Origin of the sequence: Pseudomonas sp. FP597, from assembly GCF_030687435.1 — a bacterium.
GTDB lineage: Bacteria > Pseudomonadota > Gammaproteobacteria > Pseudomonadales > Pseudomonadaceae > Aquipseudomonas > Aquipseudomonas lactucae.
Window position 1 is genome coordinate 793,642 of record NZ_CP117432.1, and the last position, 13,179, is coordinate 806,820.

Genomic DNA, 13,179 nt, shown 5'->3' on the forward strand with positions numbered 1-13,179 from the left:
TAGAATCCTCGCTCTTAACTTATCCACAAGTGGCCGAGCTGTGCTTATCGAGTCCCGACGTCGCGCTTACTTGACCGCCATGCAGGTGGTCAACTGGCTGCCCCGCACTGAACTGCCGTTTGCCGCGCCGTCGCGGCCGCAGCTGCTGCAGGCGCTTGAGCCCTATGAGGCGTTCGAGTCGTCGGGCGAGGAGGCCGCCGCGCCGGTGGCGCTGGTCAAGCCTGAGCCCCAGGCGCGCCCGGTGGTCGAGCGGGCCAGGATCGAGGTGCCGCGCCCGTCCGCCGTGGCCAAGCCTGTGGTTGCCGAAGAGGCTGTCACGGTGGTCAAGGCGCCCGTCGTGCCGCCGCCGCGCTTTGCCCTGCAATTGCTGCGCGCCGGTCGCTGCCTGCTGTTGGTGGAATTGCCCACCGGCGAGCGTTTCCAGACCCGCGACCCTGCCTACATGCTGCTCAAAGACATGTTGCGCGCCGCCGGCCTGCCCGACAGCCCGCAAATTGTCGGCGACCCGGTGCGCTGGCCGCTGCTGGTACGCGGCAACATGGACCAGGGCCCCGAAGCGGCGCGAGATTTTGTACAGGGTTTTGTTTCGGCGCGCCTGGAAGACGAACCCTGTGTGTGCCTGTGGCTGATCGGCCTGCCCGCCGTACGGTTTGCCGGCGAGGCGAATGCCGAAGCCTGGTACCGCGAGCTGCAGGTCGAAGGCCTGGGTTCGGTGTGGGCCCTGCCGGGCCTGGAATTATTAATGGAAGAGCCACAGCGTAAGGCTGATGTCTGGCAAGCCATGCGCCGGCTGATGGCGCGCTGGAAAACAACCGATGAGTGAGGCTTTATCTTTCCGCCCGATGACCGAGGCCGACCTCGATGCCGTGCTGAAAATCGAATACGCGGCGTTCAGCCATCCCTGGACGCGCGGGATCTTTCTCGACGGGCTGGGCAAGTACCAGATCTGGCTGATGTTCGAAGGTGAGCAGCAGGTGGGGCACGGCGTGGTGCAGATCATCCTCGATGAGGCGCACCTGCTGAACATCACCGTCAAACCGGAAAACCAGGGGCGTGGTCTGGGGCTGGCGCTTTTGGAGCACCTGATGTCCCGCGCTTACGCAGCGAACGCTCGGGAGTGCTTCCTGGAGGTGCGTGACAGCAATACCGGCGCGTTTCGCCTGTATGAGCGCTATGGCTTCAACGAGATTGGCCGTCGGCGGGACTATTACCCCGCGGTCGGTGGCCGCGAAGATGCGGTGGTCATGGCTTGCACGCTCGTCGATTAAACACAGCGCCAATGTGGGAAGGGGGCTTGCTCCCGATAGCGGTGTATCAGTGACCTATCAGTCCCTGACCCCTGCTATCGGGAGCAAGCCCCTCCCACATTTCAATCAGCGCTTGCAGTTGAGCGGGTCCAGATCGGCCAGCTCGGCCTCATCCAATCCGTTTCCGCCGCCGATGTCATCTTCACCAACGACGCTCAAGTCATAGTCCGCCGCGTTATCTTCACCTTCCTCCCGCGCATCCCGCGCACCGTCCTCATGGATCAGCGTTTCCGGGCTCATATCGTCATCGGTCGACTCATGGTCATCCGTCGACGCCCCGGTCAGCCCAGCCTCGCGTACCCGTTCGCCGGGCATCAGATGGTCGCGTTCGCGGCGCGGCAGTTCGTCGCCGATTTCCGCTGTCTGGTCCTGCTCGTCAAAATCCAGCTCACGCATCTCACCCATGCGGTCTTCATTGTCATCAATCGGTTCGGGCTGGGTAGCGCCGTAGGGACGTCGTGATTCAGTCATGGCCAATCCTCATACTGTGGGGCATATAGTGTGTGGACAGGCACAGCTACCCAAAGATTCAAGCTGATTGGCGTTCGGCGTGACCCGGACGACGGGTCGTCAGTCACACACCTGCGCATCATTCCTGAGGCTTTCCTGATGAACGAACTACAAGACCTGCTTGATAACAACGAACGCTGGGCGGATGCGATCAAACAGGAAGATCCCGAATTCTTCGCCAAGCTCGCCCGCCAGCAAACCCCGGAATACCTGTGGATTGGCTGCTCCGATGCCCGCGTACCGGCCAACGAGATCGTCGGCATGCTGCCGGGTGATCTGTTCGTACACCGCAACGTCGCCAACGTCGTGCTGCACACCGACCTCAACTGCCTGTCGGTGATCCAGTACGCGGTCGATGTACTCAAGGTCAAACACATCCTCGTGACCGGCCACTACGGCTGCGGCGGCGTGCGGGCCTCGATGCAGGACCGCCAGTTCGGCCTGATCGACGGCTGGCTGCGTACCATCCGTGACCTCTACTACGAAAACCGCGACGTGCTGGCTCAGTTGCCAACCGAAGAGGAGCGCGTGGACCGCATGTGCGAGCTGAACGTGATTCAGCAGGTGGCCAACGTCGGTCATACCAGCATTGTGCAAAACGCCTGGCACCGTGGGCAGAGCCTGTCGATCCATGGCTGCATCTACGGCATCAAGGATGGTCGCTGGAAGAGCTTGAACACGACCATCAGTGGCTTCGAGCAATTGCCGCCGCAATATCGCCTGCGCCCGTTGGGCGAAGCCTAAGGCCGTTTGCGCATCCGCCACTGAGCCATGAACGCCTGCCCCTCGGCGTTCAACGGCTCCTGGCTGCCGGTGATCCAGCCCCGGCAGTTCAGCTCGCCGCATTGGCAGGCGAACTGCCGGAACAGGGCGTCCTCGGTGCTGGCGTAGTCCAGGGTCAGCAGGGCGCCGGCGGCGATGGGCACCAGGGTCCAAAGCTCCAGGTAGGTGGTGTCGAAGAATACATTCGGGTTGCAGGAATGCTGCAACCGGCCGCAGAACCAACAATCGTACAAGTGGATGCGTGGCGATAGCTGCAGCGTGTGCAGACGGCGTTCGCCCACGGCATAGCCGGAGACTTTGGCGATGCGTATACGCCCGTCCAGGGCTCGGCGAGCCTTGATGCCACCCTCCTTGTCAGCCGCGGTCGGCACGACCCGAAATAACTCGGTCGACGGGTAGCCGTGTTCAATCAACAGCGTCTTGAAGGGGTAAAGACAGTCACTGACAGCGGTATTGGCCTTATCCAGGGGGCGAGTCTTCATAACTCTCCTTGGTTAGGCTGCATCGACCTGCGAGTGGTGCTTGACTTCCAGTCTTGCAGCGGATGGACTCAGCTCAAGACTCGCTTAACTTGGATCCGATTTCTACTGTCAAATATGACAGTAGAAGTCGATCGTTTTTTGTGCGGCTTATAGCGCTGGAACCGTGATTGTGGGGGTTGGCGCTGCGTTCTTCAGCTGTTTCAACTGAGTTTTGATCGCTGGCGTAGCGCATTTGGCATTCGCCTGCTCCGGGCTCAGCTCGCGCACCGAGGTGTAGAACAACTCGCAGGTCTGCTCCTTGCGCGTGACTTGCCAGGTGTTCATGCAGGCCTTGAGCAGTACATTCGGGTCGCTCGCCGGCTTCTGGCCCATTCCCGCCTGCCAGCAAGCGGCGCTCAAATCCTGGCCCATCACCTTCAAGCCGGCATCGTCGGCCTTTTGCTCGTTGCCTTCATAGGTCGCGGGGTCGGCGGCATACCAGATATAGCTGGGATGGTTAGAGCCCAATACCGAAACGCTTCTGCCGGTTTCCGGGCTGATCTGCGCCAGGCCCAGTACGCCTACGGTTTGCCCGTATTGCTGTTTGATCCAGTTGCGCACCGGCGCGCCGAACGCCACCATCGGCAACGAGCCGGTGGGGCGCAGGCTCAGTTCCTTGACCATGCGCGTCTGGTAATCGGTGAAATAGCTGTAGACACCCTCCAGGTCTTTGCCCGCGTTGGACGGCGCCGCGATGGGAGCGATATCGATGATGGTCTGGTAGGCCGCTGTCTCGGCCATCGGTACGCCGTTGTCGGTGAGCAACGCGGCCCAGCGGTCGGTGGTTTTGGATTCCAGATAATCCTGGGCCTGGGTCAGCGAGTAGTCCGGTGGGAAGTGCAGCAACTCAATACTCTTGCGATTTTCCAGGGCCATGCCCAACGGCAGGAACAGGTACCAGTTATAGGCCCATTTGCCATCGCTGTTGAGTTTGCTGGCGCCCTGGTAGGCGAGGTCGGCGGTATCGAGCAGCATCGTCAGGGGCTGGCCATAATTGTCGGGCACGCCGCTGAAGGTGGCCGTTACCTGTCCCTCATGGACCTTGACGCTGACCTTGGCTCGGCTGTAGCCGTCGCGCTGCACACTCTGGTTCAGGTAATGCTCGGCAGTCTGCTCCAGCGTCCAGGGCCGAAAACAGATCACGTTGCAATTATTGGGATAAGCGAACAACTGGGTGACGCGTTGCGTGCTGCCCAGGGGTACTTCGACGTCCGCCTGTACGACCGCACTGGCCATCAGTGCGGCCAGGGCTAGGGACAGCCTGGTCGGTTTGAACATAATTGATTCCTTGTCAGCGAAAGCCCGTCTGCGCGGGTTGAAGGCCCACCTCCCACACAGTAGCGGTTGACCAGGAAAACCGCGTGCTAAATCGCCGGGCATGTCGCTATTGGATAAGCGTCCTATAGGTTAAACAGCAGCGCATTAGTCAAATCGCCCATGGGCTTCTGTCCGCGTGCAGTCATGGCATCATCGCGCTGCTTGAGGCCATCCAGGGTCTCCAGCCCGAATACCCGGGTGATCAAACGCAGGATCGACGCAGTGTCGTACACCGTATGGTCCACCGTGCCTTTTCGCGCGAACGGCGACACCACCAGCGCCGGAACCCGTGTGCCTGGGCCCCAGCGGTCGCCTTTGGGCGGCGCCACGTGGTCCCACCAGCCGCCGTTTTCATCGACCGTCACCACCACCACCATGTTTTTCCACTGTGGGCTTTCCTGCAGCACTTTCAAGGCGCGCGCGATATGGCGGTCGCCCGAGGCCACGTCGGCGTAACCGGCGTGCATGTTCAGGTTGCCCTGGGGTTTGTAGAAGGTCACGGCCGGCAGCTTGCCCGCCTGTGCGTCGGCAAAGAATTTGTTGGTGCTGGACTCATCGCCCAGGCCGGCGTCGCGCAGGCGCTTGTTACGCTCGGCGCGGTTCTCGGGCCCCTGTTGCTTGAAATAGTTGAACGGCTGATGGTGGTACTGGAAATTCGGGATTTTCGGGATGCCGCCCGAGTCCTTGAATTGATCCAGCGTCGCCTGCCAGGCGCCCGCGTACCAGGCCCAGTCCACGTTCTTTTTCGACAGCTTGTCGCCGATGTGCTCGTGGGTTTGCGGCACCAGCACGTTGGGCAGGTCGGCCTTGGCGTAGTCCGGTTTTTCCGGGTCGCGAATCCAGGTCGGCCAGTACGGCGGGGCCAGGGTATTCACGGCGTAACCGTCCGGGGTCAACGCGCTGGGGCCGAACTGCGGCGGGCCGGCCATGGCGCTGGCCGGGGATTTTTCCAGAGGCTTGAGGCGCGTGTCGGTCGGGTCGTCGCTTTGCAGCGTGGCGATCTGCGCCTTGGCCACCGATTGCGCGGCATTCGGGTAGACCGGTGCGGTGGCGCTGATCAGGTATTGATGGTTCAGGAACGAGCCGCCGAACGCACCCTGGAAGAAGTTATCGCAGAGCACAAATTCCTTGGCCACGTCCCACAGGCGCAGGGCGTAACGGCTCTGGGCGTAATGGCCCATCACCAGGCCGCCGGAATCGGCCCAGGCGACAAAACCGTCGTTCTTGCCGCCGTTGATCTGCATCTGGTTCTGGTAAAACACGTGCCATAGGTCGCGGGTGACCAGGCTCAAGGGCAGGTCTTCACCATTCGGGCCTTTGAGGGCATAGGGCGCGTTGGGCAGGTTGTCCTGAAATTGCACTTCGCTGGGGTACGTGACCCCGTCCACCGTTTGCGGGCCGACCTGCAGTACGCCGCCCCAGGACGGGGGCAGGGTGGACAAGACGCTGCCATCGCGGTCGCGTTGCTGGTAATCGTTGGCCTTAAGGGCCGACAGTGGTTTCTCAACGCCTGGGAAGTCAGCAAATAAATTATTGAAACTGCGGTTCTCGGCATAGATCACCACCACGGTTTTCACCTGGTCGCGCAGGGCTTTGTCCAATTCTTGTGGGGTCAGCGGCCGCGTCACCGGTTTGCCCGGTGTTTCGCTGGTATTGCCGCAGGCACTCAAGGTCGCGCCAACCCCCAGCACCGCCGCGCCTCCGAGGAAGCGTCGACGGCTGGTGTCTACCGCCGGTTGGATGGCGGAATCGGAGGAAGGGCGGTCTTCGTGCTCATCACTCATTGCGGAGAGTCCTTGGCGAGTTGTTGCAAGATATTTCGCAGGACGGTAGCAATGCAATGTGACGGAATTAAGGCAGCTTCAAGTCCCGAGCTTCAAGCGGCAAGCTTGAAGCTGACAACTTGAAGCTTTTCGCTGCTTCTAAGGCATCACCGGCGGCAAATACTTCAACGTCGTCCCCAGCGCCCACAACAAAAACAGCACCAACGGCGTGTGCACCAGCAACTGCACAAACGAAAATCCGATCAAGTCCCGCGCTTTCAGCCCCAGCACGCCCAGCAGCGGCAGCATATAGAAAGGGTTGATCAAATTCGGCAGCGCTTCGGCGGCGTTGTAGATCTGTACCGACCAGCCCAGGTGGTATTGCAGGTCATTGGCCACTTGCATCACGTATGGCGCTTCGATGATCCACTTGCCGCCGCCCGACGGGATAAAGAAGCCCAGCACCGCCGAGTACACGCCCATCAGCAGCGCGTAGGTATCGTGTGATGCGATGGAGGTGAAGAAGGTCGAGATATGGTGCGCCAGGGTCTGGCCGTCGCCGCCCTTGACCACGGTCATCAGTGCGGCGATCGAGCCGTACAGTGGGAACTGGATCAGCACACCGGTGGTGGTCGGCACCGCACGGGCCACGGCATCGAGGAAGCTGCGCGGGCGCCAGTGCAGCAGTGCGCCGACCATGATGAACAGGAAATTATAGGTATTGAGCCCCGAAATCGCGCTGATTGCCGGCTTGGTCGAGAACTCATGGAACAGCCAACCGGCCGCCAGCAGCGCCAGCAAAATCGTCAGCAGCGGGCTGTGTTCCAGCCATTCGCCGGGGCGGCTCGGCGCTTGTGGCTTGGGCAGGTTGAAGGCCGGGTCGACACCGCAAGCCTTGGCGTCTCGGGCGCTGTTCGGGCCGGGCGCGGTGGCATAGGCGATGATCAGCGACACCACGATCAACGCCAGCAGCAGTACGCCGGATTGCCACAGGAAGATGGTCTCGGTGAAGGGGATCATCCCGGTGATCGACAAGATCGACGGCGGCAAACTGCCCGGGTTGGCTTGCAACTGCGCGGCCGACGACGACAAGCCCAGCGCCCACACGGCACCGAGGCCCAGATAAGCCGCGGCACCGGCCGCGCGGTAGTCCATGCGCAAATCGGTACGGCGGGCCAGCGCACGTACCAGCAAGCCGCCGAACACCAGGGACAGGCCCCAATTGAGCAGGGAGGCGACCATGGAAATCAACGCTACCCATGCCACGGCGGAGCGGCCGTTTTTCGGGATGCGCGCCAGGCGGTCAATCAGCTTCACTGCCGGCGGCGAGCTGGCGACCACGTATCCACCGATCACCACAAAGGCCATCTGCATGGTGAACGGGATCAGGCTCCAGAACCCATCGCCAAACGCCTTGGCGGCGTCGGTCGGTGCGGCGCCCATGCCCAGGGTCGCCACGGCGACGATGATCACCGCAAGCGCGGCGAATACCCAGGAGTCAGGGAACCAGCGCTCGGCGAAATTGGAGCAGCGCAGAGCAAAACGGGCATAGCGGCTTTCTTCGATAGCGTCGGCCACGAGATATACCTCTTGTAATTATTAGGGTGGCGGCAGTTTTCGCGCATGTTCCTCCACGTCAATTGATATGGGAATGCAGTTATCTTCATCGATCCATGAGGAAAACAAATATATCTGCCGCGATTGCCATCACCCGGCTCAGCTCATAACCTGCACGCTATTTTTGTTTGTCTGCCGAGCCTTGCCATGACTGCCACCTTTTCCCCGCAGGCGCAGCGTTTCTCTCGCTCCGACTACAAAACCCTGGGCCTGGCCGCCCTGGGCGGGGCCCTGGAAATCTACGACTTCATTATTTTCGTGTTTTTCGCGCTGACCCTCAGCCAACTGTTCTTCCCGCCCGAAATGCCCGAGTGGCTGCGCCTGCTGCAAAGCTTCGGCATCTTCGTCACCGGCTACCTGGCGCGCCCGTTGGGCGGCATCCTGATGGCGCACTTTGCCGATCACTTGGGACGCAAGCGCGTGTTCAGCCTCAGCATCCTGATGATGGCGTTGCCCTGCCTGCTGATCGGGATCATGCCGACCTACGCGCAAATCGGTTATTTCGCACCGCTGATCCTGCTGGCGCTGCGCGTGCTGCAAGGCGCCGCGGTGGGCGGCGAAGTGCCCAGCGCCTGGACCTTCGTGGCCGAGCACGCACCACGCCATCATCGGGGTTATGCCTTGGGGTTCCTGCAAGCCGGCCTGACATTTGGCTACCTGCTCGGCGCACTGACGGCAACATGCCTGGCGCAAATCTTCACCCCCGCCGAAATCCTCGACTACGCCTGGCGTTTTCCCTTCCTGCTCGGCGGTGTGTTCGGCGTGATCGGCGTGTGGCTGCGCCGCTGGCTCAGCGAAACCCCGGTGTTCCTCGAAATGCAGGCGCGCCGCCAGGCAGCCGCTGAGCTGCCGCTGCGCACCGTACTGCGCGACCACCGCGCGGTGTTGTTGCCGGCGATGATTCTCACCTGCGTGCTCACCTCTGCCGTGGTGGTCCTCGTCGTCATCACCCCGACCATGATGCAAAAAACCTTCGGCATGAGCCCCAGCCGCACCTTCGCCTTGAGCGCCTTGGGCATCGTGTTCCTGAACATCGGCTGCGTGCTCGCCGGCCTGCTGGTGGACCGCATCGGTGCCTGGCGCGCGGTACTGGTCTACAGCCTGTTGCTGCCGGTGGGGGTGTTTATCCTGTACGCCAGCCTGATCAGCGGCGGCGTCTGGTTGGGCGCGGCCTATGCCGTGGCGGGCTTGAGTTGCGGCGTGGTGGGCGCGGTGCCGTCGGTGATGGTCGGGCTGTTTCCGGCGCAGGTAAGGGTGTCGGGGATCTCCTTCACCTACAACATTGCCTATGCGCTGTGGGCGAGCACCACGCCGCTGATGCTGATCGCGCTGATGCCCACCAGCCCGTGGATTTGCGTGGGGTATTGCGTGGTGATGGGGGCGGTGGGGGTGGGGAGTGTGGCGCTGTTTGGCAAGCGCCACGCGTTGGCTGCCTAGGGGTAGTCAAGTCAGAAAATGCCAAAGCACCAACGTCCCCACCAACCCGACCACCGACACAATCGTCTGCAACACCGACCACACCCAGATCGTCTGTTTCAACTGCAAGCCAAAGTACTCGCGCACCATCCAGAACCCGGCGTCGTTGACATGGCAGAAGAACACCGAGCCTGCGCCAATTGCCAGCGCCACCAGTGAGCTTTGGGTGGCCGCCAACCCGGCCATCATCGGTGCGAGGATACCGGCCGTGGTGGTGGTCGCGACGGTCGCCGAGCCGGTGGCCTGGCGCAGTGCAACGGCGATCAGCCAGGCCAGCAGCAGGTACGGCATGTGTGCGCCTTCGGCGACTTTGCTGATGGTCTGGCTCACGCCGGCGTCAAGCAGGGTTTGCTTGAGGCCGCCGCCGGCGCCGATGGTCAGCAGCAGCACGGCGATGGGCGCGAGGGCCTTGCGCAGGGTGTTGCCGACGTCGGTGCGCGGCATGCCGGCGGCCCAGCCCAGGCAGATCACGGCGGCGATTACCGCCAGGCCGAGGGCGATCAGCGGTTCGCCGAGGAACTTCAGGGTCAGGCCGACGGGATTTTCCGCCGGCAGCGCGACTTTGGCCAAGGTGCTGCCCAGCATCAAGATCACCGGCAACAGAATGATCAGCAACGACACGCCAAAACTTGGCTGGCGCGGGGCCTTGGGCGGGGCGCTGAACAGTGCGCCAATGTCCGCCGGTTCATCCACTAGCAGGCGCTTGGACAGCCAATTGCCATAGATCGGGCCGGCAAGTATCACCGCCGGCACCGCCAGGCAAAAGCCCAGCAACATGGTCAGGCCCAGGTCGGCGTGCAATGCGCCCACCGCGATCAGCGGCCCCGGATGCGGCGGCATCAAGGCGTGCAGGGTGGTCATGCCCGCCAGCGCCGGGATGGCGATTTTCAGCAACGGCTGGTTCGAACGTTTGGCCATCACGAAGATGATCGGCACCATCATCACCAGGCCCACTTCAAAAAACAGCGGCAAACCGATCACCATCGCCACCAGCGCCATCACCCACGGTAATGACTTGCCCTTGCCCAACCCCAGCAGGGTCGTGGCGATGCGGTCGGCTGCGCCAGACTCGGCCATCAGCGCGCCGAGCATCGCGCCCAGGGCGATGATGATCCCGGCTTCACCCAGGATCGCCCCGGCGCCTTTGCTGAAGGCCTTGGCCACTTCCTCCGGCGGCAGCCCGGCGCCGACCCCGGCGATAAAGGTGCCGATCAGGATCGACAGGAACGGCGGCAACTTGGTCGCACTGATCAGCACGATGATGCTGGCGATGGCCAACAGTACGCAGAACATCAAGCGGGTGTCGTGAACCATCCACGCGACAGTCGATAACTCCAAGATGGGACTCCTTATCGAACAGGTTAGGGAAATTGTTTCTTTATATTTCTTGGTTGAAAAGCATACCTGATAACGCCTGACACAGAGCCCTTGCTGTCGACTTTGTAATCGTTGCTCCACCGCCCTGATAAGTCGCGACCGCTACCTTTTCCGGGCTTGGACTTTATGGTCGTGGAACTCTCGTTATGGCAATTTTCGTTAAAAAACTCATAGGGGCGACGCTGCTGTGGGCGGCCATCGGCGCTGCCCAGGCGCAACCCCTGACGCTCGATGCCGCCCTGCAAACCGCTTTCGCCAACAACCCGGACCTGGCCGCCGAGCAATGGGAAATCGACATCGCCGCCGGCGGTCGCCAACAGGCCGGGCTGATCCCCAACCCGGTCGCCTCCTGGGAGGCCGAAGACACCCGGCGCAACAGCCGCACCACCACCGTCACCCTCAGCCAAACCCTGGAACTGGGCGGCAAACGCGGCGCGCGCATCGACGTGGCCTCTCGCGCCCAGGACGCCGCAGGATTGACCCTGCAACAGCGTCGCAACACGTTGCGCGCCGATGTGATCGACAGCTATTACCTCGCCCTTCGCGCCCAGGAACGCCTCGACCTCGCACAACGCTCCCTGGCCCTGGCCAAACGCGGCCTGGTGGTCGCTGACAGCCGCGTCGCCGCCGGCAAGTCATCCCCGGTGGAAGCCACCCGCGCCCAGGTGCAGGTGGCGGAAATTCGCCTGGAATTCAACCGCGCGCGCATCGACCTCACCGACGCTTATCGACGCGTGGCGGCCAGCACCGGTAACGCCGCCACCGACTTCGAGTCCGTTGCCCCGCCAAGCCAATCCGCACCGGCGTTGCCGTCCGCAGCGCAATTGCTCGCGCGCCTTGAACAAACCGCTGAACTGCGCCTGGCCGAGCTGCAGATCATGCAAAGCGAAGCCAATGTGGGCCTGGAAAAAGCCCAACGTATTCCCGATGTAGACGTGTCCATCGGCAGCCAATACGACGCCAGCGTGCGCGAGCGGGTGAACCTGGTCGGCGTATCCCTGCCGATCCCGCTGTTCAACCGCAACCAGGGCAATGTGCTTGCTGCCACGCGCCGTGCGGACCAGGCCCGTGACCTGCGCAACGCCACCGAACTGCGTCTGCGCACCGAAACCCGCCAGGCCCTGGACCTGTGGCAAACCGCCGAGAGCGAAGTGCGCGCCTTCAACCAGCAGATCCTGCCCGCCGCTCAACGCGCGGTGGACGCCGCCAGCCGTGGCTTCGAGATGGGCAAGTTCAACTTCCTCGATGTGCTCGACGCCCAACGCACGCTGATCGCCGCGCGCACCCAATACCTGGCCGCCACGGCCCAGGCCACTGACGCCTGGTTGCGCCTCGAACGTATTTACGGCGACCTCACCCTTTTTTGATTTTTCGGGAGTTCTACATGCACAACAAACACGGCGTGATGGTTGCCGTCGTCCTGGGCCTGCTGCTTTCGAGCGTTGCACACGCGGACGAAGACGAGCGCGCAATCGAACTCACCGCGCAGCAAATCGAGGCCGCCGGCATACAACTGGATCAGGCCCGACCGCGGCCGATCAACACGCTGCTGACACTGCCGGGCGAGGTGCGTTTCGACGAGGACCGCACCTCGCATATCGTGCCGCGTGCGGCCGGTGTCGTGGAGGCGGTGACGGTCAACCTCGGTCAATCAGTGGAAAAAGGTCAGCTGTTGGCAGTGATCGCCAGCCAGCAGATTTCCGATCAGCGCAGCGAACTGGCCGCCAGCGAGCGGCGGCTTGAACTGGCGCGTACCACCTTCCAGCGCGAGCGTCAGTTGTGGCAGGACGGAATTTCCGCCGAGCAGGATTACCTGCTGGCGCGCCAGGCCCTGCAAGAAGCCGAAATCGCCCTGAACAATGCCCGCCAAAAGATTGCTGCCCTCGGCGGCAGCCGCGTGCGGGTGGGCGGCAATCGCTATGAGCTGCGTGCGCCCTTCGCCGGTGTGGTGGTGGAAAAACACCTGGGCGTCGGCGAAGTGGTGAGTGAAACCAGCAATGCCTTGACCCTCTCGGATCTGTCCCAGGTGTGGGTCACGTTCGGCGTGTTTCCCAAGGACCTGAACCAGGTTCGCGTCGGCAAACCGGTGACTGTCAGCTCCACGGAAATGGGCACCGAGGTACGCGGCACTGTGGCCTATGTCGGCAGTTTGCTCGGCGAGCAGGCGCGCACCGCCACCGTGCGCGTCAGCGTGCCCAACCCGCACGCTGTCTGGCGTCCAGGGCTGTTTGTCAGCGTGCAATTGGCTACCGACACCACGCAAGCGAAGGTCACCGTGCCGCAGGCCGCTATCCAGACTGTCGAGGACAAACCCTCGGTGTTCGTGCGCACCCCAGCGGGTTTTATCACCCGTCATCTTGAACTGGGCGTCAGTGAAAACGGCTATGTCGAAGTGCGCCAGGGCCTGGACGCCGGCGAGCAGGTGGCGACGGTTGGCAGTTTCATCCTCAAGTCCGAGTTGGGCAAAGGCTCGGCCGAGCACGCCCATTGATCCTGCGAGTGAGTTCT

Annotated in this window: 12 protein-coding genes; 6 read left to right on the top strand and 6 right to left on the bottom strand. The window is 62.5% G+C overall.

The window, feature by feature from the left end; translation table 11 throughout:
- The first annotated feature begins 79 nt into the window (after positions 1-79).
- Positions 80-823, top strand: a complete 744-nt coding sequence (locus PSH66_RS03485) for an energy transducer TonB (RefSeq protein WP_205519801.1) — start codon at positions 80-82, stop codon at positions 821-823.
- On the top strand, positions 816-1,268 hold the full coding sequence (gene rimI, locus PSH66_RS03490) for a ribosomal protein S18-alanine N-acetyltransferase (RefSeq protein ID WP_003188286.1): 453 nt from the start codon (positions 816-818) through the stop codon (positions 1,266-1,268). Before PSH66_RS03485 ends, rimI begins: the two co-directional genes overlap by 8 nt.
- A 105-nt stretch (positions 1,269-1,373) precedes the next feature.
- On the opposite strand, the gene PSH66_RS03495 is transcribed toward rimI, so the two are convergent.
- On the bottom strand, positions 1,374-1,778 hold the full coding sequence (locus PSH66_RS03495; protein WP_305428363.1) for a serine kinase/phosphatase: 405 nt from the start codon (positions 1,776-1,778) through the stop codon (positions 1,374-1,376).
- Positions 1,779-1,916: 138 nt separating this feature from the next.
- On the opposite strand from PSH66_RS03495, the gene can reads away from it, so the two are divergent.
- The gene (gene can, locus PSH66_RS03500; protein ID WP_003188288.1) at positions 1,917-2,561 is read left to right on the top strand and encodes a carbonate dehydratase; all 645 of its coding nucleotides are present in this window, start codon (positions 1,917-1,919) and stop codon (positions 2,559-2,561) included.
- On the opposite strand, the gene PSH66_RS03505 is transcribed toward can, so the two are convergent.
- The 4 genes from PSH66_RS03505 to PSH66_RS03520 all read right to left on the bottom strand — a co-directional run bounded on the left by PSH66_RS03505 (position 2,558) and on the right by PSH66_RS03520 (position 7,779).
- Positions 2,558-3,082, bottom strand: coding sequence for an SET domain-containing protein-lysine N-methyltransferase (locus tag PSH66_RS03505; protein ID WP_205491637.1), 525 nt, complete (start codon positions 3,080-3,082; stop codon positions 2,558-2,560). The genes can and PSH66_RS03505 overlap by 4 nt on opposite strands.
- Before the next feature lie 147 nt (positions 3,083-3,229).
- A complete protein-coding gene (locus PSH66_RS03510; RefSeq protein ID WP_003171545.1) occupies positions 3,230-4,399 on the bottom strand; it encodes a hypothetical protein in 1,170 nt (389 codons plus the stop codon).
- A 122-nt stretch (positions 4,400-4,521) separates the two neighbouring features.
- The gene (acpA, locus tag PSH66_RS03515) at positions 4,522-6,222 is read right to left on the bottom strand and encodes an acid phosphatase (protein ID WP_305428364.1); all 1,701 of its coding nucleotides are present in this window, start codon (positions 6,220-6,222) and stop codon (positions 4,522-4,524) included.
- A gap of 138 nt (positions 6,223-6,360) precedes the next feature.
- Entirely contained in the window at positions 6,361-7,779 is a 1,419-nt protein-coding gene (locus PSH66_RS03520; RefSeq protein WP_003171547.1) for a short-chain fatty acid transporter, read from the bottom strand.
- Between the two features lie 186 nt (positions 7,780-7,965).
- Here PSH66_RS03520 and PSH66_RS03525 point away from each other — a divergent pair, with 186 nt between their 5' ends.
- On the top strand, positions 7,966-9,255 hold the full coding sequence (locus PSH66_RS03525) for an MFS transporter (protein WP_003171548.1): 1,290 nt from the start codon (positions 7,966-7,968) through the stop codon (positions 9,253-9,255).
- Between the two features lie 6 nt (positions 9,256-9,261).
- Here PSH66_RS03525 and PSH66_RS03530 read toward each other — a convergent pair whose 3' ends face one another.
- Positions 9,262-10,632, bottom strand: a complete 1,371-nt coding sequence (locus PSH66_RS03530; protein WP_042944133.1) for a gluconate:H+ symporter — start codon at positions 10,630-10,632, stop codon at positions 9,262-9,264.
- Between the two features lie 185 nt (positions 10,633-10,817).
- Between PSH66_RS03530 and PSH66_RS03535 the strand changes: the two genes are divergently transcribed.
- Together PSH66_RS03535 and PSH66_RS03540 are read left to right on the top strand one after the other, a co-directional pair.
- A complete protein-coding gene (locus PSH66_RS03535) occupies positions 10,818-12,038 on the top strand; it encodes a TolC family protein (RefSeq protein WP_305428365.1) in 1,221 nt (406 codons plus the stop codon).
- 17 nt (positions 12,039-12,055) lie between these two features.
- Complete coding sequence (locus tag PSH66_RS03540; RefSeq protein ID WP_305428366.1) at positions 12,056-13,162, top strand: efflux RND transporter periplasmic adaptor subunit; 1,107 nt, start codon at positions 12,056-12,058, stop codon at positions 13,160-13,162.
- Positions 13,163-13,179: the final 17 nt, after the last annotated feature.